This window comes from Kribbella sp. HUAS MG21 (genome assembly GCF_040254265.1).
Classification (GTDB): domain Bacteria; phylum Actinomycetota; class Actinomycetes; order Propionibacteriales; family Kribbellaceae; genus Kribbella.
In genome coordinates this window covers 1507296-1528682 of the sequence record NZ_CP158165.1, presented here as the reverse complement: position 1 = coordinate 1528682, position 21387 = coordinate 1507296, and the positions used below count along the sequence as shown (strand labels likewise).

The following is a 21387-nucleotide window of genomic DNA, read 5'->3' as shown; positions in this document are numbered from 1 at the left end:
AGGTCGGTGAAAGGCTCAGCAGAAGCGGGGCAGGTGGTGCGCGAGCTGTTGCCGCCACCAGGGCCAGTCGTGTGCTACGTCGTACCCCCACAGGTCCAGCTCATGCGGGATGCCTTTCTCCTTCAGCACAGCGGCGGTCGCGCGGGCCGACGGCAGCGAGCCGGTCGGGTGCGTCTCCCAGTCACCCTGCCCGACCGTGAGCAGGATGAACAGCCGGCTGCGCAACCAGTCCAGGTGGTCGCCGGTCAACCCGGGCAGGTAGTCGGCCGGATTGTTGAAGTACGTCGCGTCGCCGCGCTCGCCCCACGCGTGCCAACTGGCCGCGTCGTAGTTGCCGGACTGGCAGATCGCGATCGGGAACAGGTCGGCCCGCTTGCACGCGAAGTTCAGCGCGTGGAAGGCACCCAGGCTGCACCCGGTCGTGATGATGTCGACAGCCCCGGGTGAGTCGGCGCCGATCGTCGGCACCACCTGGTTCACGATCCAGGACTCGTAGAACTCGTGCCGGCGGGCCCGGTCCTCGAGCTGGATGCTGCGGTCCGACCAGCTGACGTGGTCGTAGGAGTCGACGCAGTACAGCTTGACCCGGCCGGCCTCGATCAGATCCGCGACGGCGTCGACCATGCCGTTGTTCTCGTAGTCCCAGGCGCGGCCCTGCTCGCTCGGGAACACCAGCACCGGGCGGCCGAAGTGGCCGTACCGGATCACGGTGCCGCGGCGGTCAAGCCCCGGCGCCTCCAACTCGACCTGTTCCCGTTCCATCAGCCCCACCCCAGGTCTGTCGCAGTAGCTCCGTCAGATCAGGATCCAGCACATCGCGCCAGGCTGTGAAGTTGTGCATGTCGGGAGTTTCGTCGAGCGTCACGTCCAGCCCGAGTTCGGCCAGCCGGGCGGCCAGGACCCGGTTGTTGTGCACGTTTTCCTCGGTCGCCCCCGCGGTCATCGCGATCGGCGGCCGGCTCGGCGCCTCGGTTGCCGTCAGCACCTGCTCGACGAACCCGGTGACCTCGGCGAAGTACTCGAACCGTGATTCCTGCGGATCCGTCTGCGGTGTGAAGAACGACCCGGACTGCAGGAACAGCCCGGAAAACGTGTTCGGAAACCGCCATTCCGCGTGCAGCGCCGCGAGCGCGCCCAGGCTCGCCCCCATCAGCACGGGCCGCCGGCTCCGGTACTGCGTCCGCACGGCCGGTACGACGTTCTGCGTCAGAGCGGCGGCGTACTCCGGATTCGCCGCGTACCAGAGGTTGCGCGCCGTCGGCCGGATCAGCGCGAGCCGGAACGGCGGCAGCGCGCCGGACGCGATCATCGCCCCGGCGTACCGGGTCAGACCGGCGTACGCCGCGAACTCGGGCCCGTCGTGCGCCAGCAGCAACGGCAGCTCGAACGCCGGCGCAATCCCGTCCGGTGCCCACACCTGGACCTCGACCGGCCCGACCGGAGACTCCACGGTGAGTGCCGACACCGTGGACGCGATCGGCGGTACGGCGAGCCAGGCCGGCTCGACGTACCCGGGCAACGGCAGCCACGAGTGGTCGCCGAACGCGCCGCCGACGACGCGCGGGTTCGTCGGATCGGTCCGCATCCCGAGGTCGGCGATGTCGAACAGGTACTCCATCCGGTGCACCGACGGCCGCGGCAGCCGCAGCTCCCAGCCATAGTCGACCGGCTTGAACTCGAGCATCTCCGACGGCAGCCCGAGCTCCTGCCACAGCCGGACCCCGGTGAACGCATGCGCGGCGTCACCGAGGCGGAACACCACCTCGGCCCCTTCGACCGCGCTCACCACAGCAGGCATCAGACCAAAGTACCCGCGCAAATGCTGACAAGCCCTGTCAGTGATCAGGCTCTATCGTGGGAACGTGGTCGATCTCACCGATATCCGCGCCATCACCGCGGACCTCCCGCGCAGCTACGAGGTGCTGGTCCGCGACCAGATCAAGTTCCGCGTCGGCCAGATCGTCTACCTCGCGGTCGCTCCCGACGAGCAGACGATTGGCATCGGTTTCCCGAAGGAGGAGCGCGCCGCCGCGCTGGCCAACGAACCGGACAAGTTCCTCCCGCCCCGCCCCTCCGACGAACGCTTCCGCTGGATCCAGGTCCGCCTGGCCGCCCTCGACCACGACGAACTCCGCGAACTCATCCTCGACGCCTGGGCGATGTGCGTACCGAAGAAGGTCCGCGACGCCTACTTCGGCACCTGATTCACGACCACAGGTGTCTCCTTGCTGCCGATCAGGTCGAGGAGGGCGCGGGCCTCGGCCTCGAGTTCGGCGCGGACGGCGGCGGTGACCGGACTGTGGGTGGTGATCTGAAGCCGCGCGTCGGCGCCGCGGTGATGACGCCAGTCGGCCGCGTAGTCGCCGTCGATCAGCACCGTGCCCATCGCGGCCCCGTTGCCGGGCGGCAGCGGCACGACCCGGCCGTTCGGATTGACCCGCCGGCGATCCGCGTGCGACAGCAGCAGGTTGTCGAACTCCGGCAGGAACCGCACCGGCGCGGGCGTGTCCGCGTCGGGCAGCGGCCCGTCCGGTACGTCGTACAACTCCCGCCCGTCCTCATCCGCGTACACGCGCAGCCCGGGCCGGAGCCGGTCCACGACCTCGCGCAAACGGGTCAACCCCGACCACATCTGTACGTCGGCCACACTCGCCGGACCGAACGCCGCCAGGTATCGCAGTACCAGCGCATCGATCGACGGCTCAGTGTCCGGCGCCCGGCCGAGCCAGCTCTCGATCGTCTGCAGCGCGGCGGCTCCGGTCTCGCCCCAGACACCGCGCGGGGTCACCTGGACCGTGCCGGCCAGGTAGCTGACGGCGTACGCCATCGCGTTCGCGTCCCAGTCCGGCCAGCGCTCGCCGAGGACGTCGCGCAGCCGGCTCCGGGTGTACGGCTCGCGGCTCAGCAGTTCCGCGCCATAGGCAACGACAGCGTCGATGTCGGCCCCGGCCAGCTGCTTCCCGAACGCGCCCCGGAACCCGCGGTCCGCGACCGGGTACATCAGCGGCCACATCATCAGGCAGTCGTCGACAGTGACGAGATGGATCGTGGACCGCAACAGCGAAGCGCGCACCGTCTGGCGGGACGTCATCAGCGCGGAGAGCTCGGCCGGGTCGAAGCCCTCGAGCCTCGACCACAGCGCGACGTACGCGGCCAGCGGGGCCTGCGCCTGCAGCCCCACCAGCCGCTCGATCAGCTCGGCGACCGGTCCGCTCTCCCGACGCAGCAGCTGCTGACGCTGGAGGGTCGCGCGGTTCAGTTCCCGCCGGCTCAGCACGCGGATCGATGCGTTCATCGGCCAAGCGTACGGAAGAAGGCACGCACGTCCTGGACCAGCAACTCGCCGCACTCCATCGCGGGGAAGTGTCCGCCCTCGCTGAAGTCCGACCAGTGCGCGATCCGGTGCTCCGGATCGGTGATCCGGCGGACGGCCGGGCTGCTGTTGAAGACGGCCCATCCGGCCGGCACCGACGACTCCGCGACCCACCCGACCTGGGAGTGCGCCGACTCGTACAGGAACCGGGCCGCGCTCGCGCCCGCGCGGCAGAACCAGTAGATGCTGACCAGCGTCAGCAACTGGTCGCGGTCCACCGACTCCTCGGGCGACTTGGCCGGGTCCGTCCACAGCTGGAACTTCTCCGCGATCCACGCCAACTGCGCGACCGGCGAGTCGGTCAGCGCGGCCGCGATGGTGTCCGGCGTGTGGTTCTGCAGGTCCAGGTAGCCGCGGCCGGCCTGCCAGGCCGCCTTGGCCTCGGCGACGACCGCGCGATCCTTCTCGTCGAGGTCGTCCGGCAGCGGCACGAACTCGCCGGCCAGGGCGAGCGTGCCCCGGTCGCTGTTCACGTGCGTGCCGATCACCCGGTCGGGGAAGGTCGCGCCCAGGTGCCCGGTGATCCCGGCGCCGATGTCGCCACCCTGCGCCGCGAACCGCTCGTACCCGAGCCGCGTCATCAGTTCGGCGAACGCCGCGGTCGTCCGGCCCAGCTCCCAGCCCGCGCCGGACAGCGGGGTCGAGAACCCGAACCCCGGCAACGACGGCACCACGACATGGAAGGCGTCGGCCGCCTCGCCGCCGTGCGCGACCGGATCCGACAGCGGGCCGAGCAAGCGCAGGAACTCGACGGCCGAACCCGGGTAGCCGTGGGTGATCAGTAGCGGCGTCGCGTCCGGCTCGGGCGACCGGACGTGGAAGAAGTGGATCACTTGGCCGTCGATCTCCGTCGTGTACTGCGGAAAACGGTTGAGCTCCTGCTCCGCCTTCCGCCAGTCGTACGACGTCCGCCAGTACTCGGCCAGGTCGTACAGGTAGCCGCCGGGGATGCCGCGGCTCCAGTCGTCGGTGTCGCCCGGCACCGGAGCCGGCCGGCGGGTGCGCTCGAGCCGGGCCTTCAGGTCGGCCAGGTCGGCGTCGTCGATGTCGATCAGGAACGGGCGGAGCTGCTGTGCGTTCGTCATACTTCGACCGTAGAAGCCACTGCGGAAGACTTTCTTCCGCAATGTCGGCCATCCTGGAGAAATGCTGAACACCTCGGCCCGGCTGCTCCGGTTGCTGTCCCTGCTGCAGTCCCGCCCGCTCTGGAGCGGTCCCGAACTGGCCGAGCGGCTGGGCGTGACCAGCCGGACGATCCGCACCGACGTCGACCGCCTCCGGCAGCTCGGGTATCCGGTGGAGGCCGCGCCCGGACTCACCGGCGGCTACCGGCTTGGCGCGGGCGCCGCCCTGCCGCCGCTGCTGCTGGACGACGACGAGGCGGTCGCTGTCGCGATCGGCCTGCGTACGGCGGCCAACGGCGGCGTGCAGGGCATCGGCGAGACCTCCGTCCGGGCCCTCGCCAAACTGGAGCAGGTCCTCCCGCCGCGGCTCCGGCATCGGGTGCGGGCGATGCAGTCGGCCACGCTCGCCGTACCCGCCACCGGTCCGACGGTCGACGCAGACGTGATGATCGCGATCGCCGCGGCGATCCGTTCCGGGCACCGGCTGCGCTTCGACTACGCGAACCACGACGGGCGGTCGAGCAGCCGTGAGGTCGAGCCGCACCGGCTGGTCGTGATGGGCCGCCGTTGGTACCTGATCGCCTGGGACCCGGACCGCGACGACTGGCGGACGTTCCGCGCCGACCGGATCACGCCGAAGATCCCCGGCGGCCCGCGGTTCACACCGCGCGAGCTGCCGGAGGACGAGATCACCGCCCGGTTGCAGCGCGGCGTCGGTACGGCGACCTGGCGGTACGTCGCCCGCGTGCTGGTGCACGCACCGGCCGCCGAGATCCGCGCCAAGCTGCCGCTGCCGGTGGAGATCGAGGAGCTCGGGCCGGACCGCTGCCAGTTCGAGGTCGGCTCCGACACCCCGCAGATGCTGACGCTCTACCTCGGCCTGCTCGACGTCGACTTCGAGGTCCTGGACGCGCCGGAACTCTCGGCCGCCCTCACCGCCCTCGCCGACCGTCTCCACCGGGCGGCCGGCCCACCGGGCCGATCGGATGCCCCCGGCAACGACCAGTCATCCTGAGGTAGTACCGCAGAACCATCCTGACGACCGATGGGAACGCGGCGGACGCGACGCATCCTGGAACCATGACCGGGGACTTTCTGCCGCAGCGCCGCAAGGCGTCGGTGCTCAGCCAAGCCGTGACCGTCGTGATCCTGCTCGCCGCCGCGGCGGTCGGCATCTGGCTGTTCGCCTAGGAAACCCTAGGAATCCCAGCGCACGTCGGCCTCGCCCGGCCGGACGACGCCGGCCTCGTAGGCGACGACGACCGCCTGGACCCGGCTGGAGAGGCCGAGCTTCGACAGCACCGAGCTGACGTGGGTCTTGACCGTGGTCTCGCTGACGAACAGCTTCGTCGCGAGGTCGCGGTTCGAGAGTCCGCGAGCCATCCAGACCAGGATCTCGCGCTCCCGTTCGCTGAGCTGCGCGAGCAGGCCCGCCCACCGGCCGTCGGGCTGCGCCGGCGCCGGGGTCGCCGTACCACCGTCGACCTGGCGCTCCAGCTCCATGCAGCGCTCGAGCAGCACCCGCGTCGACGCCGGATCCACGAGCGAGTCGCCGCGGTACACCGCGCGGACCGCGGACACCAGCAGGTCCGGATCGGTGTCCTTCAACAGGAACCCGGACGCCCCGGCCCGCACCGCCGCCAGCACGTACGCCTCGTCGTCGAACGTGGTGAGCACCAGTACGGCGGGACGCGCCCGCCCAGTATCCCGGTTCGCGGTCGTGATCCGCTCGGTGGCGACCAGCCCGTCCATCACGGGCATCCGGATGTCCATCAGCACGACGTCCGGGTCGTACTGGTCGATCAGCCGGAGCGCTTCCTCGCCGTTCTCGGCCTGTGCCACCGTGGTCAGGTCCGGCTCGTGGTCCAGGATCATCGCCAGACCCATCCGGATCACACCCTGGTCGTCGGCGACCAGGATCCGGATCGGAGCCTCGTTCAGTTCTGCGGTGGCAGCCATGCCTGTACTCTCCATCCACCCAAGGGGCCGGCCGCGACGGCGAGGGTGCCGCCGACCGCCGTGGCCCGTTCCCGCATCCCGATCAGCCCGTTGCCGCGACCGCTCTCGTTGCGGCGCGCGGTCTCCAGCACGTTCACCGGTGGCGGGCCGCCGTTCCCGTTGTCGTCGATGGTCAGCAGCTCGCCCTGCGGTCCACTCTGCCAGGTCACCCGCGCCGCGGTGGCCTTCGCGTGCACCATCACGTTGGTCAGCGCCTCCTGGATGATCCGTACGGCGGTCAGGTCGGTGGCGGAGGTCAGCTGCCGCTGCCGGGGCGGGAGCTCCATCGTCACGTCGATCCCGACCGCCTTCAACCGCTCGCCCATCCGCGCCACGTCGGCCAGCTCCGGCACCGGCGCGGTGCCGCCGCCCGAACCGGTGTCGCCCGCGACCTGCGGCGACGCGGTGTTCAGCACCCGCACCGTCTCCCGCATCGCGGTCAGCGCCTCCTTGCCGCTGGCAATGATCCAGCGGATCGCCTCCCGCAGTACTTCGGGACGCTGGTCGGCGACCCGGTCCGCGGCCTGCGCCCGGATCACCACCGCGCTGACGTGGTGCGAGATCACGTCGTGCAGGTCGCGGGCGATCCGGGTCCGCTCGGCGACCGCGGCCCGCTCGGCCTCGACGGCGCGCAGCCGGACCAGTTCGGCGTTGCGCTGCTCGAGCAGGGCCAGCGACTTGCGGCGGCGGCGGGCGTCCGCGCCGAGGAGCACCATCCCGCAGATCAGTGCCTCCGCGAACACGAACAGGGAGACGTCGATGTAGGAGTACAGCGTCGCCAGGTTGCGCGGGAGGCTCTGGTAGCGCTCGCCGTACAGGACCGCGCGGTCGACCTGGCTGAGCACGATCGCGACCACCGTCGGGAGGCCGATCATCAGCCCGGCCAGGCTGCCCATCGTGAAGAACAGGCAGGTGAACCGCCGGACGCCGGCCGACGCCGCCAGGTAGCCGACGACGAGCAGCGGCACCAGGTGGATCTCCGACTGCAGCGCCGCGTCGCTGATCTCCGGCTGCCCGAACATCGTCAGCCCGAGCTGCGCCGCCAGGCCGGTGCCGACCGCGGCGTACAGGAACGGGTACAGCACCGAGACGGCGACGAGCATCGTGCGCGGGATCCGCCGGACGAAGGCGACCGTGGCGATCAGGAACACCCCGGTGACCACCGAGACGGCGGGGTTGTGCGGGCGCAGCGAGGTGCCGTTGACGAGGTTCAGGGTGGTGAACCAGACGAGCCCGATGACCGCAGCCAGCAGCACATCCTGCTGCCCGTGCGTCATCCGCCGCCAGATCCCGACCATGTCGCCCAGCGTAGTCAGCCGGTGTTTCCCGAAGCTTCATCTGAGTGGACGGGTCCCGTCTCCAACTTTTGGAGGAGGCTCGGCGTCCGAACTGATACTCAGGGGCTACGAACGGGGCACGAGGACTGTCCCTGGGACCGATGCGCCGACCGCCCCGATCCGAAAGGCTGTGCCCCATGACGAACGACCTGCCGCCGCGCCCGAACCGCGCGGTGCGGACCCGGTTGCTGTCCGTGATCGGCGTGGTCGGTGTCGGCGCGGTGCTCGGGTCGTTGACGTTGTGGCACCAGCAGGTCGGGGACGTGCTCGGTCTGGGCGCCGACAAGGAGCCGGTGGTGTCGACGGTGAGCGCGCCCGCGATCGGCGCCCCGCCCGCGACGGTGCTGGTCACACCCACGCCGTCCCGCCGTACGACGAAGACGCCGCCGAAGACTGCCACCGTCCCGACGAAGCAGCCGACGAAGAAGCCCACCAGGAAGGCGACCGAGAAGCCGACGCAGGTGTCGCGCGAAGAGAGCATCGACGGGCTCTCGCCGACGCTGAAGAAGCGCCTGACGAAGGCGATGGCGGCCGCGCGGGCCGACGGCGTCACGCTCCGGATCACCTCCGGCCGGCGCAGTGCGGCGAAACAGCAGCGGCTGCTGAAGGAAGCGATCCAGCGCTACGGCTCCTACAAGGCGGCGACCCGCTGGGTGCTGCCGCCGAAGTACTCCGCCCACGTCCAGGGCAAGGCCGTCGACATCGGTCCGGCAGCCGCGATGGCGTGGCTGGACAAGAACGGCTGGCGGTACGGCGTGTGCCGCCGGTACGACAACGAACCCTGGCACTTCGAGGCGCTCGCCACGCCCGGCAAGAAGTGCCCGCCGCGCGAACCGCACGCGGTGGCCAAGGCAGATTGATCACTAGGGGGATACCGAGATGACCATGACCTACGCCCAGCCCTTGACCCGGCGCTACACCCGCGCGCGGCTCGCCGTACCCGCCCTGTGGCGGCAGGTGATCCGCACCGGTGACAAGCCGGAGCAGCCGATCGCGGAGCCGGACCGGTCCGCGTACACCCAACTGGAGATCTACGACGGCGTGCTGGCCGCGTTCGAGCGTCGCGACGAGGTGGCCACCGTACTGCGGACGTCCGCCGATCGGGCGACCGCCGTACGACGGTTGCGCGACGGGTTCGGTCTCAGCCACCTGCAGGCCAGCGCGCTGATCGACCTGCCGCTGACCACCGAGTGCCGCGACCGGATCGCGCACCGTGCCGAGGAGCTCCGCACCGCCCTCGACCGCTGACCTCCATCTCCGCGCGAGCCGCACTCGGTGGTCGCGGCTCGCGCGGACCTGCGGGATTTGCGTGCCGTGGGGAGGATGGAGGCGTGATCACGATCGAGCAGGCCGGACGACTGCGCAAGGCCGGGGTGCTGTGGACGCCCGCGGCCGGGGATCGTTTCGTCGTACCGGACCGGGACATGGACGAGGACGTGTTCGTGGTGAGCGACATGACCGTCGAGGTGCACGACTACCAGGGCAGCAAGGTGATCGGCTTCAACGGCACCACCGAATGGGCCCTCGACAGCATCGAGCAGCGCGAGGTGATCTGGCTCCCGCGCGAGGAGCAGCTCCGCGCCCTCCTCGGCCCGCACTTCCGGTCCCTGGAGTCGACGGCCGACGGCTACCGCGTCACCCTCACCGACAGCACCTACACCTCGGACGACGCCGAGCAGGCGTACGCCGACGCAGTACTGCATCTCCTCGGCGCTTAGGCGCGCCAGTACTGGACCTTGTCCTTGTCCTTCACCGTGTAGCCGAGGTTCGCGAGTTCGGTGCGGAGCTCGCGGAGATCGGCCTTGCCCTTGTCGCCGTCGTCGAAGGCCTTGGACCGGACCTTGAGCACAGCGTTGACCGCGGGCGGCAGGTCCGGGTCGTCCTCGACGAAGCGCCGGAACTCCGCCGCGTGCGGGTCGCCGGCCTCCGACCACGGGTAGCCGTGCGCGCGGAACGCGGCCGGGATCTGCTTCGCCTCGGACTTCAGCTGGTCGTGCTTCTCCCGGGCGAGCTCCCTTGACGTGGGGTCCTGGAGCACAATTTCCTTGCCGTCCAGGAACGCCACCGAGATCTTCTCCCGCGGCACCGTCAGGGTCTTCTGGTTCTTCAGGAACTCCACCGACTGATTGGTGATCGTCACCTTCAAGGTGTCCTCGAGCGCCATCGCGGCCAGCAGTACGCCGCCCGCCACCCCGACGACCACGCCGCCCAGCATCACCCACCAGCTGTCCCACCCGGAGATCAGCCGCAGCGGCCCCTGGAACGGCACCCAGCGCTGCGCGGCGGCCCAGTCCGCGATCCGCGGCAGGAAGAACCCGAGCACCAGCCCGGCCAGCGGTAGTCCGCCGTACAGCAGCACCTTGTCAGCCGCCGAGTGCCCGATCACCGTGCGCCCCGGCGTACCGGTCGTCGACCCCATGGACCGAACGTAACGCAGCGCAGCCATGACTTTGGTCTCGATCCAGGCCGACCGAAGTTGGCATTCCGGTCGACATGCCGATCGTCTCGCCGACCGCGGAGAGCCGCCGTAGGCTACCTACCGAATTGATCGAACTTGTCGTTAACGACCGCCGAACTCTCACTCGCGAGCATGGACACCGGGGGCGTCGCTCGCCGAGAGTCGGGCCCGCCGAACCCGATCAACCCGGAGGAATCCATGGTCTCCAGATCCGCCCGAACCGCACTGCTGGGAACTGCGGCGACCGCCGTGGCCGCACTTGCGGCGACTGTCGGTGTGCCGACGGGAGCCGGCGCCGACGCCGACAGCACCGCCGGCGTCGACGGCCGGGACAGCACCGAACAGATCGTCGTCACCGAGCAGGCCACCGACCAGATCCTCGTCCTGAACTCCGACCGGGACAGCTGGCAGAACACCAAGATCGCCTGGAGCTGGCGGCCCACCGCGCAGGACGGGCTCGGCGACCTCGTCGACAACTGGGGCGCCCCGGACGAGGCCAAGCTGCGGCACCGCAACGGGCAGGCCTACCTGCTGACCACGGACTCGTGGGGCCTCGCGGCGGTGGTGCCGTACCCGCAGAAGGGGCCGGCGTACTGGGCCGCCGATGTCGAGCGGAAGAACAACCCGCACAGCATCGAGCTGCTGCCGGACGGGAACGTCGCGGTCGTGGCGAGCCACGGCAACTGGCTGCGGCTCTACACCGCGTCGCAGGGCCAGCGGTCCACGACGTACGTCGAGTTCACGCTCGCCGACGGGCACGGCGTGTACTGGGACGCGGACACCGGCCTGCTGTGGGCGCTCGGCGGGCACGACCTGGTCTCGCTCAAGGTCGGCGGTACGCCGGCCGCGCCGACGCTGACCGAGGTCAAGCGGGTCGAGCTGCCGACCCTGCACGGTCACGACCTCCAGCCGGTCGCGCGGGACAAGGACCGGTTCTGGATCACTACCGGGTCGCAGGTGTACCAGTACTCGAAGTCCCGCAACGTGTTCCTGCAGGACTACGTCGACCGCGAGCGGATCAACGTCGCCGGCGTCAAGAGCGTCGGCGACGAGGCCAAGTCCGGGCAGATCCTGACCTCGGTCGTGCAGACCAAGAACCTGTGCACCTGGTGCACCGACACCCCGACCCTGACCTTCCGCCGCGACCAGCTGACGCTGCACGGCTCGCAGATCTACAAGGCCCGCTGGTGGGTCGACCCGACGCAGCGCTGATCCTGCGGCGTTGACCCTGCCGCGTTGACCGGTCGCCGGGTGGACTGCCGCCCGGCGACCGGTACGGTTCCGGGTGATGATCGTCAACGACCCGGGGGACCTGGACCCGTCGAACCCGAACCCGATCGAGCTGGCGCCGGCGCTCCTCGACCGCCTCGCCGCGATCCGCGCAGCGGCCCTCGACACACTTGAGTCCGGTCGGCCGGTGTACGGCGTCACCACCGGGATGGGCAACCTCAGCAAGACCCGGCTGACGTCGGAGGAACAGTCCCGCCACCAGCGCAACCTGCTCCGCGGCCGCGCGGTCGGCGGCCCGCCCTGGCTGCCGCCCGATGAGGCCCGCGCCGTTCTCATCGGCCGCCTGCGGACGTTCCTGACCGGTGACGCCGCGGTCTCGGTCGAGCTGGTCCAGCAGTTGGTTGCCCTCATCAACAGTCCGGTGCTGCCGGAGATCCCGGCCGAAGGCGCCGGCTCCGCGGGCGAGATCATCCCGCTCGCCCATGCCTTCGCGTCCTTGGATCCAGGCCCCAAGGAAGGGATCGCGCTGCTGGCCGGCATCCCGGGCGCGACCGGCCGGGCCACGCTACAGGCCAGGCGTGCGCATCGGCTGGCCGATCACCTCACCGCGGTAGGCGCCGCGGCGATCGCGGTCATCGGGGCCAACCGCGATCCGTACCACCCGGCCGCGGGCCGCGCGGACGACGTACTGGCGGAAGAACTCGCGCGACTGCGGGCGCTCGCCGGTCCGGAACCGGAGCCGCGCAGCCTGCAGGCTCCGGTGTCCTTCCGGGTCGCGGGGCCGGTGGTCGCGCATGTACGTCGTACCTTGCAGGAGCTGGAAGCCGCGGTGCAGAGGGCCTTCGACGGCGTGACTGACTCCCCGGCCTACCTGGACGGCGAGTTCGTCGGCACCGCGGGCTTTCACGGTCTCGAGCTGGCGGCGCGCTGCGACCACCTCACGGCCGCGCTGGCCCACGCGGCGGAGGTCTCGGCGGCCCGGCTACATCGGCTGCTGGATCCGGCGGTGACCGGGCTACCGGCGCAGCTCGCACGCGAACCGGGGCCGGAGGCGGGGCTGGTCGCCGTACACAAGCGGGCTGTGGCGATCACGCATCAGCTCCGCCGCCTGACGTTGCCTACGGCAATCAGTACGGCGGAGACGTCCAACGGGCAGGAAGACGTGCAGTCGTTCTCCTGGGAGGCGGTCGGCAACCTCGGTGCGGCGATCCGTCGCGTCCGGGAGGTGACGGCCTGCGAGTTGCTCGCCGTACGGCAGGCCTTCGCGCTCTCCGAACGCCCGGTCCCGCCGGGACTTCAGGACTTGCTGCGGGCGGTCGACGCCGTCGTACCTCCGATCGACGGCGACCGCGCGTTCGGCGCGGATCTGACCAGGCTGGTCGACGAGGTCCTCTAACCCTTGCCGGCCAGCGCGTCCTTCAGCATCGGGACCAGCTTCGGCAGCGCGTACTTGATGCCCAGCGGGCCGCCGATCGACATCGCGCTGGAGAACTCGCCGCTCTCGGTCGCCGTGTTGATCACCGGCGCGCCGCCCCAAGTACGCGATGTGTCCTTCCTTCACCGCCGGCAGCGCGTTGAACAGCTTGTCGTTCACCACCGCTGGGTCGAGTTTGCCGGCGCCGTTCAGCGCGGCCAGGAAGATGACGTCCGCCTGCATCTTGCCGGTCAGCTCCGGTGCGATCTTCACGTAGAAGTCGCCGTTCTCCATCGCGTCGATCTGCGGGTTGGACTTGAACCCGAGCGAGGTCAGCAGCCGCATCCGCGGGTCCGACGGCAGCCATGCGTTCAGCGCGTCGGCCGAGTAGACGCCTGCGGTGATGGTCTTGCCGGCGAACTCCGGGTTCGCCTTCGCGGCGTCGGCCACCAGCTTCTCGGTGTCCGTCACCACCTGCTCGCCCGCGGCCGTCGTACCGGTCGCCTTGGCGATCTCGCGGACCTGGTCCTGCCACGCGACGCCGTACACGTTCTTGGTGCCAGGCGGTGCGGCGATCGTCGGCGCGATCGCGTTCAGCGTGTCGAACTCCTTCTTGTCGTTGATCGTGTTCACGTACAGGATCAGGTCCGGCTTCAGCGCCGCGATCTCCTCGAACTTCGGTTGGTACGCCTGGATCAGCTTCGGCGCTTGCCGGTCGCCCAGCGCGGACTTCACCCAGCCGCGGAGCTGCGGGTTGCCGAACCAGTCGGCGCCCGCGACCGGTACGACGCCGAGCGCGATCGCCGCCTCCATGTCGCCGCCGCCGAGCGCCACCACCCGCTGCGGCTTCGCCTTGATCGTCGTCGAGCCGTACAGGTGGTCGACGGTCACCGGGAAGCCGGCGGTGTCGCCGGTGCCGGCGGCGGAGTTCTCCGGGTCGTCCTGGCCGCAGGCGGCGAGGCCGGCGCTGAAGGTCAGGGCTGCGATCGCGACGGTCGCGACGGACCGGATGCGGGACAAGACCATGGCGGTTGGTTCCTCCACGAGGTGACAAGTGAGGTAAGCCTAACCTGAGTTCATGGCTGTGTGGGATCCGGTGTGAGGGGCCAGCCGACACGCGGGGTGTGCCGAAGCCGCAAGTAGCCCGCACCGGGTCTGTGTCGTTGGCCATGGGTACGGCGCGATCGTCGATGACTGGAGGAGTTGTCGTGAAGCGGTTCGTGGTGCCGCCGAACTGGCCGTCCCCGCCCCGGCGCAACTGGATCCCGCCGAAGTCCTGGCGCCCGGATCCGTCCTGGCCGCCGGCGCCGAACGGCTGGCGGTTCTGGGTCGATGGCAAGGGCTACCCGGTCCTCGGTCCGATCGGCCGGTACGGCGGTCCGCCCCGGCGCGCCGTGTATGCCGGATCCGCGGCGCTGCTGGTGCTGCTCGGGGTCAACATCTGGGCGGTGTCCGCGATCGGGCTGTTCGGCGGCGGGCCGGACGAGTCCGCGGCGGTGCGGTTCACGGAGTCGGGGGCGGCGTCGCCGGGTGATGCGGTCAGCTCGGCGAGTCCCGTCGTACCCGGGACGGCGACAGCGTCATCGGAGTCGCCGTCGGGGTCGCCGTCGGTGCTGCCGACCGGCCCGCGGGCGGGCGAGGAGACGCGGCGGCCGACCCGGCAACCGACTCGTTCGACGTCCGAGCGGCCGACGCGCCGACCGACGGCGACCCGGACCGCTGGGCGGACCTCCGCGACGCCGAAGCCGACTCGGGTGCCCACGCGGACGGCGAGTCCGCGGCCGTCGCGCCCGACTCCGTCCACCAGGGACGAACTGCTGCGGCAGTACTGCATCCAGCAGGGCATCGACCCGGCCTGGTGTGACCCGGGCATCTGGTCGCGACCCCGTTGACAGCTGCGTGATCGGCGTTCATTCTTAACCGTATGGTTCTGAAACCATCTGGTTATGAAGATGGGTTGAGCGGGGTCTTCGCGGCGCTGGCCGATCCGACGCGGCGGGCGATACTGGTGCAGCTCAAGCACGGGGACGCCACGGTCGCGGAGCTCGCGGCGCCGTTCAGCATGTCGCAGCCGGCCGTGTCCAAACACCTCAAGGTGCTGGAGCAGGCCGGCCTGATCAGCCGCTCGCAACGGGCGACGGCCCGGCTCAGCCACCTCGAGGCCGAGCCGCTCCGGGCCGCGGTCGGCTGGCTGATGGACTACCGCGCGTACTGGGCGGAGAGCTTCGACCGCCTCGACGACCTACTCGACGACCTCAAGCCCGACGAAGCCAAGCCCCACGAACCCAAGTCCGACGTACCCGAGGTCGACGTACCCGAGGTCGACGTACCCGAGGTCGACGTACCCGAGGTCGACGTACCCGAGGGGGAGTCGTGAAGGTCATCGCGGAACCCGGAGTTCCGCAGGTGGTCATCGTCCGGGAGTTCGCCGCGCCGCGCGAACTGCTGTTCCGCGCCTACACCGAGCCGGAGCTGGTGCCGCGCTGGCTCGGGCCGGCTGGTCTCGAGCTGGTCGTCAACCAGCTCGATCCGCGGCACGGCGGCCGCTGGCGGTGGACGCACTACGACGGCGACGGCAAGGGCTACGTGTTCCACGGGCTGTACCACGGCGACCCGACACCGGAGCGGATCGTGCAGACGTACGAGTTCGACCAGGCGCCCGGGACCGTCTACCTGAACCTGATCACCTTCGACGAGGCCGGCGGCATCACCACGCTGACCCAGAACACCGTGTTCTTCGCGGTCGAGGACCGCGAACTGTACGTCGACGGCGGCATGGAGCGCGGCATCCGCGAATCGCTGCAGCGCCTCGACGACCTCGTCACCGAACTGGCCGAGGAGGCCCACTGATGATGCTCACCGACAAGAACGCGATCGTGTACGGCGCGGCCGGCCCGATCGGCGCGGCGGTCGCGAAAACGTTTGCCTCCGAAGGCGCACACGTTTTCCTGGCCGGCCGCACGGCGGACCGCCTGGAACGGGTCGCGGACGAGATCCGCGGCGCCGGCGGCAAGGCCGAGACCGGCGTCGTGGACGCGCTCGACGAACGCTCGGTCGACGAGCACGCCGCCGCGATCGGGCGGATCGACATCTCGTTCAACCTGATCGGCCACAAGCAGTACTTCGGGACGCCGCTGGTCGAGATGCCGCTCGCCGAGGTCGAGGAACCAGTGCGGAACATGTTCCGGACGTTCTACCTCACGTCGCGCGCGGCGGCGCGGCAGATGATCAAGCAGGGCTCCGGCGTGATCCTCACCTTCGGCGGGTACGGCGATCCGGCGGCGAACCTCGGCGCGTTCCAGGCCGGGTTCGGCGCGGTGGAGGCGCTGCGGCGCAGCCTGGCCCGCGAGCTCGGGCCGCACGGCGTCCGAGTGATCACGCTGCAGACCAACGGCATCCCGGAGTCGAACCCGGATACCTACCCGGAGGACTTCCGCCGCGAGGTCGCGGAGTACACCGCCGCGCAGACGATGCTGAACCGCGCCGCAACCCTGGCCGACGTCGGCGCCGTCGCAGCCTTCGCCGCCTCCGACCACGCCAGCTCGATCACCGGCACCGCGCTCAACCTCACGGCCGGCGCGGTCGTCAACTAGCCCAGGAAGTCGATCGTCGCCCCGTGCTCCTTGGCGGACTGGTACACCGGCCAGGCAATCGCCAGGTCCTGCCAAGGCAGCCCGACGGGTGCATAGACGGTGATCTCGTCCGCCGTACTGCGTCCGGCGGCGCGTCCCGTCAGCACCTCGCTCAACGTCGCATGGGCAGCCTCGGTGCCGAGACCAACGTTGCCGAGAGCCCCCATCCGCACGGCGAGCTCCCGGTCGTCGACCACCACGCGCGCGGCGCGAAGCAACTCGGCCGACAGTTCCACCTTCCCAGGCTCATCAGCACCCAACGTCGTCAGGTGCACCCCACCCCTGACATCCGCCACCCCCAGCAACGGCTCCCGCGACCAGGTAGCCAACACAACAACATCCGCCCGCCCCACAACCTCAACAGCCGACCCAACCACCACCCCCGGAATCCCAAGCTCACCAAGAAACCCGGCGGCTCGCTCCCGATCCACGTCACACACCACCAGCCCCTCAACCCCACCCAACGCATCCAACCCCCGCACAACCATCCCCGCCTGAACCCCAGCCCCAACCACCCCAACCACCGCAGACCCCTCGGTTCCGTGCGGGGCCAGGAGGTTGGTGGCTAGGGCGGCGGAGAGGCCTGTGCGCCAGGCGGTGAGGGTGGTGGAGTCGAGGATTGCCAGGAGGGTGCCGTCGGTGAGGTCGTGTAGGCAGATGATGCCGCGGAGGGCTGGGGTGGCGGTGGGGAACTTGGCGTTGACCTTGACCGTGTACGCGGGGATTCCGGGGAGGAGGCCTGGGAGCAGGGTGGTTGCTGTGCCTGGGCCGGGGAGGTCGGTGCGGACTCGTTGGGGGGCGATCTCGGGGTGCTGGGTGAAGCCTGCGCGCAAGTTGTCCAGGACCGTGGGGATGTCCAGTGCTCGGAGGATTGTGGAGCGGTTGAGAAGGACTGTCATCAGACGATGTTTCGTTCGGTGCGGGTGCCGGACGTGCGGAAGCGGGCCGCGTTCAGCGGGGCGACGTCTACGAAGGGGGTGCGGTCGAGGTAGAGGTCGCGGACCACCTCGCCGACGGCCGGGCCCTGGAGGAAACCGTGGCCGGAGAAGCCGGTGGCGTAGAGGAAGCGCGACACCGTGTCGTCCTCGCCGATCAGGGCGTTGTGGTCCGGTGTCACCTCGTACAGACCCGCCCATCCACCGGTCAGCCCGACGTCGAGCAGTGACGGCGCCCGCCTCGCCATCGCGGTGGTCAGCCGCGGGATCCACGCGTCCGTCCGGCTGAGCCGGAAACCGGGTTCCTCGTCGGGATCTGACAGCCCGACCAGCAGCCCGGGACCCTCGCGGTGGAAGTAGAACGTACTGCTGAAGTCGATCGTCATCGGCAACCGCGGCGGCAGCCCCGGGACCGCCTCGGTGACCACGATCTGCCGCCGCAACGGCACCACCGGCAGATCCACGCCGACCATGGCGCCAATCTGCGCCGACCAAGCACCCGCCGCACAGATCACCGTCCGCGTGCGTACGTCACCGCCACTCGTCCGCACCACCGAGATCTGGTTGCCTACCGCATCGATTCCCAGCACCTCACAGCCGGTGACCAACCGTGCCCCGAGCCGCCGGGCGGCCGACGCGTACCCGAGGACAACGGATTCCGGCGTACAGTGTCCAGCTGTCGGCGAGAAACAGGCCCCCACCAGACCCTCCGGCGCCACGATCGGCGCCAGCGCAACAGCTTCGTCGGCCGACACCATCCGGGTAGGTAGGCCACCGGTGTCCTGCAAGCGGTTCTGCAGTTCCGTGCTCTCCCGGAAATGCTCAATCTGCTCAGCAGTTTCCAGCAGGAACAGGTAGCCGACCCGCCGCAGGTCGATCTCCTGCCCCGGCCGATCACCGAACCGCGCGAACGCCTCCAGGCTGCGAGCGCCGAGCGCTATGTTGACCTCGTCGGAGAAGTTCGCCCGCACCCCGCCGGCCGCCTTGCAGGTCGAGCCGGAGCCGAGCTCGTCCTTCTCCAGCAACAGCACCCGTTCCACGCCGGCCTCCGCGAGATGGAACGCGATACTCGTCCCCATCACGCCACCGCCGACCACCACCACGTCGGCGCGGTCGGGGAGCTCGCCGGCCATCACGGCAGCCGGAACGCCAGGTCGGCCTCGACCGTCACCGTGTCCATCTGCGCCTTCTGCAGCCGGCCCGAGTAGTCCCAGTTCATCGACTGCCAGCGGGTGAACTGGTCCAGCACCCACATCCCGCTCTGCCGGGACCCGTTGCCCGACTTCCCGTTGCCGCCGAACGGCAGATGCGCCTCGGCGCCGGACGTCGAGTTGTTCACGCTCACCATCCCCGCCGAGATGCCCTGCGCGAACCGGAACGCCTTGTTCGGATCGGTCGTGTAGATCGAACTCGACAGGCCGTACCCCGGTTTGTTGCCCAGCGCAATCGCCTCGTCGAGTGTGCTGTACGACGTGACGCCGACGACCGGCCCGAACGTCTCGTTCAGGAACAGCTCGTCGTCCGCGCGGACACCGGCCACGATCGTGGGGTGGTAGAACAACCCCGCCTCCGGGTCGCCGACGAACCCCTGGCGCGGGTTCTCCGCGGTGACCCGCCCGGTGCGGCCGATCACCCGGTGGTGCGCGGCGATCCAGCCCAGCGACTTCTCGAACCCGGTGGCGAACTTCTCGTCCAGCAACGGCCCGAACAGCACGTCCTGCGCCGGATCGCCCATCGCCGCGTCCGCGGTGGCGCGGCCGAAGCGGTCCAGGAACTCGTCGTACACGGACCGGTGCACGATCGCCGTACCGAGGGAAGTGCAGCGTTGTCCGGCGGTGCCGAAACCGGAGAACAACGCGCCCTCGACGGCCAGGTCGAGGTCCGCGTCCTCGGTGATCACCATCGGGTTCTTGCCGCCGAGCTCCAGGCACGGGGTCTGCAGGTGCCGGCCGCACAGCTCGCCGATCCGGGTGCCGACCGCGCTCGACCCGGTGAACCCGACCTTGTCGATCAGCCGCGCCTGCAAGGCCTGCTCGAGCCCGGCGAAGGTGTCCGGACCGTCGGCGTACACCACGTTCAGCACCCCGGCCGGTACGCCGCCGTGGGCGAAGATCTCGTAGAACGCGTCGGAAACGACCGCGGAATATTCCGCCGGTTTCCAGACCGCGGTGTTTCCGCAGAGCAGCGCGGGGACCAGGTACCAGGACGGAACGGCGACCGGAAAGTTTCCGGCCGTGATCACGGCGACCGTTCCGACCGGGCGCCGGAACGTGAACAGCTGCTTGTCCGGCATTTCCGACGGCACGGTCTGGCCGTAGAGCCGGCGGCCCTCGCCGAGGAAGAAGTCGCAGGTGTCGATGATTTCCTGCACCTCGCCGCGGGCTTCCGCGATCGGTTTCCCGATCTCCTGCGTGACGAGCGCGGCGAGCCGCTCCTTGTTGGCTGTCATCAGCCGCCCGACGTTCGAGATCACCTGACCGCGCTGCGGTGCGGGCGTCGCGGCCCAGGCGGCCTGCGCTGTCCGCCCTGCCGCGGCCGCCCGGACGAACACCTCCGGCCCGGCGCTGCCGACCGTCCCGACGACCTCGTCCAACCGCGCGGGGTTGGTCGACGGTGTACGCCGTACCGCTTCCGCCACGCGCTCGCCACCGACAACGGACAGCACCTCACCGGCCATACGACTACCTCCTCGTAGTGGATCTCCACCCTAAGACCGCGGCGGCACCGTGCGGTCGGGATAGAGATCCGGGATCGGGATCGGCATGCTCCAGAGCCGGGAGTCCGGCGGGATCATGCCGTGCCGGACGGCGACGTGCCGGAGCAGCCGGAGCGGGCCCGCGATCAGCAGGAAAGCGAGTGGTAACTCGACCAGGAAAGCGCTGAGCAGTGCTTGCGTGAAATCGCCGCCGCGCTGGCTCGTCATCACGTCGAACCAGGCGTCGCAGACCAGCAGGACGCCGGACGCGAACGCGGTCGGGAACACGTACTGCTTGCGTTTCCAGCCAGCTACCGCGGTGAGTACCAGCATCGTGAGCAGCAGGAGGTCGAAGCCGACCCAGGTCACCATCCAGTTCCGGGCGACGTAGTGGCTCGGCAGCGTAACTGCCAGGTACACGATCCACGGGATCATCGCCGCCGCACACGCCAGCACCAGCCCCGTCCGCCACTTCCGCAACCGGTCGAACATCCGCACCGCCGGCAACCCACCCGGCAACTCATGCGCCATCCCACCCGGCGATCCACCTGGCGTCGGCGTGAGGCGCAGGATCAGTTCTCGTCGCTCTGCGGGCGTCATCGCAGCGATCTCTTCGTCGGTCGGCCGCACGGTTCGAGTATGCCTTGTGATTGCATTCACAAGCCGGTAGGATGGTGCTCCGAAGCACTCGACGAAACCGCTGAGGTGCCGAACATGACCGAGCGCAAGCCACCGGGCATGAAGACCCAGGACTGGGTCGAGGCCCAGATCAAGCGAGCCCAGAACGCGGGCGACTTCGACGACCTGGCGCACGCCGGCAAGCCGCTGAAGCTGGCCGACGGACACGATCCGGACTGGTGGGTGAAGGACTTCATCCGCCGGGAGAACATCGAGACCGACGCGCTGCTCCCGTCCGCGGTCCAGTTGCGCAAGGAGAAGGACCAGGTCCACGAGAAGGTCCGCGGGATGCGCCGCGAGTCCGAGGTCCGCGAGTACCTGGCCGACCTGAACAAGCGGATCCGGGTCGCGATCCGCGACACCACCGGCCCCGTCGTGCCGACCGGACCGGTGAACGAGGACGCGATCGTCGCCCAGTGGCGGATGGACCGCCCGGCGCGGGAGCCCGTGGCCCCGCGGACCGAGCAGCCGCGGCCGAAGAAGAAGTCCATCTGGCAGCGCCTGTTCAGCTGA

Annotated in this window: 23 protein-coding genes and 1 pseudogene; 12 read left to right on the top strand and 12 right to left on the bottom strand. The window is 70.0% G+C overall.

Annotation, left to right across the window (positions count from 1 at the left end):
• Positions 1-15: 15 nt before the first annotated feature.
• Together ABN611_RS07440 and ABN611_RS07435 are read right to left on the bottom strand one after the other, a co-directional pair.
• Positions 16-762 carry an alpha/beta hydrolase-fold protein gene (locus tag ABN611_RS07440; RefSeq protein WP_350279049.1) on the bottom strand — a complete coding sequence of 249 codons (747 nt, stop codon included), beginning with the start codon at positions 760-762 and terminating at the stop codon, positions 16-18.
• Positions 722-1798: an alpha/beta hydrolase-fold protein gene (locus ABN611_RS07435; RefSeq protein ID WP_350279048.1), complete on the bottom strand. Its 1077-nt coding sequence runs from the start codon at positions 1796-1798 to the stop codon at positions 722-724. The genes ABN611_RS07440 and ABN611_RS07435 overlap by 41 nt, the downstream gene beginning before the upstream one ends.
• A 64-nt stretch (positions 1799-1862) precedes the next feature.
• On the opposite strand from ABN611_RS07435, the gene ABN611_RS07430 reads away from it, so the two are divergent.
• Complete coding sequence (locus ABN611_RS07430; protein WP_350279047.1) at positions 1863-2204, top strand: MmcQ/YjbR family DNA-binding protein; 342 nt, start codon at positions 1863-1865, stop codon at positions 2202-2204.
• Here the strand turns inward: ABN611_RS07430 and ABN611_RS07425 are convergent.
• A complete protein-coding gene (locus tag ABN611_RS07425) occupies positions 2189-3295 on the bottom strand; it encodes a winged helix DNA-binding domain-containing protein (protein ID WP_350279046.1) in 1107 nt (368 codons plus the stop codon). The two genes, ABN611_RS07430 and ABN611_RS07425, sit on opposite strands and share 16 nt — an antisense overlap.
• Positions 3292-4458, bottom strand: a complete 1167-nt coding sequence (locus ABN611_RS07420; RefSeq protein ID WP_350279045.1) for an epoxide hydrolase — start codon at positions 4456-4458, stop codon at positions 3292-3294. Before ABN611_RS07420 ends, ABN611_RS07425 begins: the two co-directional genes overlap by 4 nt.
• 61 nt (positions 4459-4519) lie before the next feature.
• Between ABN611_RS07420 and ABN611_RS07415 the strand changes: the two genes are divergently transcribed.
• Complete coding sequence (locus ABN611_RS07415) at positions 4520-5512, top strand: transcriptional regulator (RefSeq protein ID WP_350279044.1); 993 nt, start codon at positions 4520-4522, stop codon at positions 5510-5512.
• Between the two features lie 182 nt (positions 5513-5694).
• Here ABN611_RS07415 and ABN611_RS07410 read toward each other — a convergent pair whose 3' ends face one another.
• Both ABN611_RS07410 and ABN611_RS07405 read right to left on the bottom strand, forming a co-directional pair.
• Complete coding sequence (locus ABN611_RS07410) at positions 5695-6456, bottom strand: response regulator transcription factor (RefSeq protein ID WP_350279043.1); 762 nt, start codon at positions 6454-6456, stop codon at positions 5695-5697.
• Complete coding sequence (locus tag ABN611_RS07405) at positions 6435-7793, bottom strand: histidine kinase (protein WP_350279042.1); 1359 nt, start codon at positions 7791-7793, stop codon at positions 6435-6437. The genes ABN611_RS07410 and ABN611_RS07405 overlap by 22 nt, the downstream gene beginning before the upstream one ends.
• A 176-nt stretch (positions 7794-7969) precedes the next feature.
• On the opposite strand from ABN611_RS07405, the gene ABN611_RS07400 reads away from it, so the two are divergent.
• From ABN611_RS07400 to ABN611_RS07390, 3 genes are all read left to right on the top strand, one after another.
• A complete protein-coding gene (locus ABN611_RS07400; RefSeq protein ID WP_350279041.1) occupies positions 7970-8692 on the top strand; it encodes a M15 family metallopeptidase in 723 nt (240 codons plus the stop codon).
• Between the two features lie 19 nt (positions 8693-8711).
• The gene (locus ABN611_RS07395) at positions 8712-9080 is read left to right on the top strand and encodes a hypothetical protein (protein WP_350279040.1); all 369 of its coding nucleotides are present in this window, start codon (positions 8712-8714) and stop codon (positions 9078-9080) included.
• A gap of 83 nt (positions 9081-9163) precedes the next feature.
• Positions 9164-9550, top strand: coding sequence for a pilus assembly protein CpaE (locus ABN611_RS07390; RefSeq protein ID WP_350279039.1), 387 nt, complete (start codon positions 9164-9166; stop codon positions 9548-9550).
• Here the strand turns inward: ABN611_RS07390 and ABN611_RS07385 are convergent.
• Positions 9547-10251 carry a hypothetical protein gene (locus tag ABN611_RS07385; protein ID WP_350279038.1) on the bottom strand — a complete coding sequence of 235 codons (705 nt, stop codon included), beginning with the start codon at positions 10249-10251 and terminating at the stop codon, positions 9547-9549. The genes ABN611_RS07390 and ABN611_RS07385 overlap by 4 nt on opposite strands.
• Before the next feature lie 237 nt (positions 10252-10488).
• On the opposite strand from ABN611_RS07385, the gene ABN611_RS07380 reads away from it, so the two are divergent.
• Both ABN611_RS07380 and ABN611_RS07375 read left to right on the top strand, forming a co-directional pair.
• Entirely contained in the window at positions 10489-11502 is a 1014-nt protein-coding gene (locus ABN611_RS07380) for a DUF6528 family protein (RefSeq protein ID WP_350279037.1), read from the top strand.
• Positions 11503-11578: 76 nt separating this feature from the next.
• Positions 11579-12916, top strand: coding sequence for an aromatic amino acid lyase (locus tag ABN611_RS07375; protein ID WP_350279036.1), 1338 nt, complete (start codon positions 11579-11581; stop codon positions 12914-12916).
• A 192-nt stretch (positions 12917-13108) separates the two neighbouring features.
• Here the strand turns inward: ABN611_RS07375 and ABN611_RS07370 are convergent.
• Positions 13109-13747 (bottom strand): annotated as a pseudogene (locus ABN611_RS07370) (ABC transporter substrate-binding protein); the annotation flags it as partial.
• A gap of 395 nt (positions 13748-14142) precedes the next feature.
• Here ABN611_RS07370 and ABN611_RS07365 point away from each other — a divergent pair.
• The 4 genes from ABN611_RS07365 to ABN611_RS07350 all read left to right on the top strand — a co-directional run bounded on the left by ABN611_RS07365 (position 14143) and on the right by ABN611_RS07350 (position 16527).
• The gene (locus ABN611_RS07365) at positions 14143-14826 is read left to right on the top strand and encodes a hypothetical protein (RefSeq protein ID WP_350279035.1); all 684 of its coding nucleotides are present in this window, start codon (positions 14143-14145) and stop codon (positions 14824-14826) included.
• A gap of 65 nt (positions 14827-14891) precedes the next feature.
• A complete protein-coding gene (locus ABN611_RS07360) occupies positions 14892-15311 on the top strand; it encodes a metalloregulator ArsR/SmtB family transcription factor (RefSeq protein WP_350279034.1) in 420 nt (139 codons plus the stop codon).
• Positions 15308-15784 (top strand): SRPBCC domain-containing protein, encoded by a 477-nt coding sequence (locus tag ABN611_RS07355; RefSeq protein ID WP_350279033.1) that lies wholly within the window; start codon positions 15308-15310, stop codon positions 15782-15784. The genes ABN611_RS07360 and ABN611_RS07355 overlap by 4 nt, the downstream gene beginning before the upstream one ends.
• Positions 15784-16527 carry an SDR family oxidoreductase gene (locus ABN611_RS07350; protein WP_350279032.1) on the top strand — a complete coding sequence of 248 codons (744 nt, stop codon included), beginning with the start codon at positions 15784-15786 and terminating at the stop codon, positions 16525-16527. Before ABN611_RS07355 ends, ABN611_RS07350 begins: the two co-directional genes overlap by 1 nt.
• Here the strand turns inward: ABN611_RS07350 and ABN611_RS07345 are convergent.
• The 4 genes from ABN611_RS07345 to ABN611_RS07330 are packed head-to-tail and all read right to left on the bottom strand — an operon-like array spanning position 16524 to position 20826.
• Positions 16524-17465 (bottom strand): NAD(P)-binding domain-containing protein, encoded by a 942-nt coding sequence (locus tag ABN611_RS07345; protein ID WP_350279031.1) that lies wholly within the window; start codon positions 17463-17465, stop codon positions 16524-16526. The genes ABN611_RS07350 and ABN611_RS07345 overlap by 4 nt on opposite strands.
• Positions 17465-18634 (bottom strand): FAD-binding oxidoreductase, encoded by a 1170-nt coding sequence (locus tag ABN611_RS07340; protein WP_350279030.1) that lies wholly within the window; start codon positions 18632-18634, stop codon positions 17465-17467. Before ABN611_RS07340 ends, ABN611_RS07345 begins: the two co-directional genes overlap by 1 nt.
• Positions 18634-20178 carry an aldehyde dehydrogenase family protein gene (locus ABN611_RS07335; RefSeq protein WP_350279029.1) on the bottom strand — a complete coding sequence of 515 codons (1545 nt, stop codon included), beginning with the start codon at positions 20176-20178 and terminating at the stop codon, positions 18634-18636. The genes ABN611_RS07340 and ABN611_RS07335 overlap by 1 nt, the downstream gene beginning before the upstream one ends.
• Positions 20179-20208: 30 nt before the next feature.
• The gene (locus ABN611_RS07330; protein WP_350279028.1) at positions 20209-20826 is read right to left on the bottom strand and encodes a hypothetical protein; all 618 of its coding nucleotides are present in this window, start codon (positions 20824-20826) and stop codon (positions 20209-20211) included.
• Positions 20827-20910: 84 nt separating this feature from the next.
• Here ABN611_RS07330 and ABN611_RS07325 point away from each other — a divergent pair, with 84 nt between their 5' ends.
• A complete protein-coding gene (locus ABN611_RS07325; protein WP_350279027.1) occupies positions 20911-21387 on the top strand; it encodes a DUF1992 domain-containing protein in 477 nt (158 codons plus the stop codon).

Coding starts and splice junctions, on each gene's coding strand:
- ABN611_RS07440 (WP_350279049.1), bottom strand. CDS start 762: ATGGAACGGGAACAGGTCGAGTTGGAGGCGCCGGGGCTTGACCGCCGC.
- ABN611_RS07435 (WP_350279048.1), bottom strand. CDS start 1,798: ATGCCTGCTGTGGTGAGCGCGGTCGAAGGGGCCGAGGTGGTGTTCCGC.
- ABN611_RS07425 (WP_350279046.1), bottom strand. CDS start 3,295: ATGAACGCATCGATCCGCGTGCTGAGCCGGCGGGAACTGAACCGCGCG.
- ABN611_RS07420 (WP_350279045.1), bottom strand. CDS start 4,458: ATGACGAACGCACAGCAGCTCCGCCCGTTCCTGATCGACATCGACGAC.
- ABN611_RS07415 (WP_350279044.1), top strand. CDS start 4,520: ATGCTGAACACCTCGGCCCGGCTGCTCCGGTTGCTGTCCCTGCTGCAG.
- ABN611_RS07410 (WP_350279043.1), bottom strand. CDS start 6,456: ATGGCTGCCACCGCAGAACTGAACGAGGCTCCGATCCGGATCCTGGTC.
- ABN611_RS07405 (WP_350279042.1), bottom strand. CDS start 7,793: ATGGTCGGGATCTGGCGGCGGATGACGCACGGGCAGCAGGATGTGCTG.
- ABN611_RS07400 (WP_350279041.1), top strand. CDS start 7,970: ATGACGAACGACCTGCCGCCGCGCCCGAACCGCGCGGTGCGGACCCGG.
- ABN611_RS07395 (WP_350279040.1), top strand. CDS start 8,712: ATGACCATGACCTACGCCCAGCCCTTGACCCGGCGCTACACCCGCGCG.
- ABN611_RS07385 (WP_350279038.1), bottom strand. CDS start 10,251: ATGGGGTCGACGACCGGTACGCCGGGGCGCACGGTGATCGGGCACTCG.
- ABN611_RS07380 (WP_350279037.1), top strand. CDS start 10,489: ATGGTCTCCAGATCCGCCCGAACCGCACTGCTGGGAACTGCGGCGACC.
- ABN611_RS07375 (WP_350279036.1), top strand. CDS start 11,579: ATGATCGTCAACGACCCGGGGGACCTGGACCCGTCGAACCCGAACCCG.
- ABN611_RS07350 (WP_350279032.1), top strand. CDS start 15,784: ATGATGCTCACCGACAAGAACGCGATCGTGTACGGCGCGGCCGGCCCG.
- ABN611_RS07345 (WP_350279031.1), bottom strand. CDS start 17,465: ATGACAGTCCTTCTCAACCGCTCCACAATCCTCCGAGCACTGGACATC.
- ABN611_RS07340 (WP_350279030.1), bottom strand. CDS start 18,634: ATGGCCGGCGAGCTCCCCGACCGCGCCGACGTGGTGGTGGTCGGCGGT.
- ABN611_RS07335 (WP_350279029.1), bottom strand. CDS start 20,178: ATGGCCGGTGAGGTGCTGTCCGTTGTCGGTGGCGAGCGCGTGGCGGAA.
- ABN611_RS07325 (WP_350279027.1), top strand. CDS start 20,911: ATGACCGAGCGCAAGCCACCGGGCATGAAGACCCAGGACTGGGTCGAG.